This is a genomic window from Kocuria sp. CPCC 205260 (genome assembly GCF_040981045.1).
Taxonomy (GTDB): Bacteria; Actinomycetota; Actinomycetes; order Actinomycetales; family Micrococcaceae; genus Kocuria; species Kocuria palustris.
Genome location: NZ_JAVKPT010000052.1, coordinates 1 through 640 on the forward strand (window position 1 = coordinate 1; position 640 = coordinate 640).

The 640-nt window shown below is 64.7% G+C and carries 1 pseudogene; it reads left to right on the plus strand.

What is annotated here, in order from left to right:
• Positions 1 to 62: 62 nt before the first annotated feature.
• Positions 63 to 640: pseudogene (locus RF645_RS13080) on the plus strand (hypothetical protein); the annotation flags it as partial.

Consider the following 640-nt stretch of genomic DNA (forward strand, 5'->3'; position numbering starts at 1 on the left):
CCTCGCCCTTTCAGCCTCGCCGGGTAGGGATCAAGGCCATCCGGTGGATCACCCGACACCTGGTGACCCGGGGGGCCGAGCTGCACTCCTCCTATGAGCACTCTGAGGTGCAGCGCGCGGAATCCTGGATCAACGCCGGCACCTGCCTCCCGGAACCGTTGCTGGATGAAGGCGCGCTGAGCGACATGGAGGACGTGACGGCCCCGCAGCGCAAGCTGTTCCGCCGTCGCTTCTTGAAGGTCGAGACCGGTGACTCCGCCCCGGCGTACCAGCAGTTCGCAGTGATGGGGCTGACCCCGCAGGCGGGGTTCGTCTTCCCGGGAGCGGAGTTCATCAACTTCGCCGCCTCGATCTCCCACGACATCGACTTCGTACTGCGTCTGGTGATCACCCCCTCGGATCGGGTCATGTCCAAGAACCGTCGGGCTGAGAGCAACATCAGGGACCAGTACCGTCAGCGTGAGGACTCTCCGAGTGTGGTCAGCGGCAACAACGAGATCGACAAGTCGGCCATGGCCCTGAGCGAGTACGTGGGGGAGCTGACGGCCAGCGACCGAGAGGTGGAAGTCGCTGCCTCGATCATCTTCTCTTCCGCCGGGCCTACCCCGGAGATCGCACAGGACGAGATGAAGGACCTGCG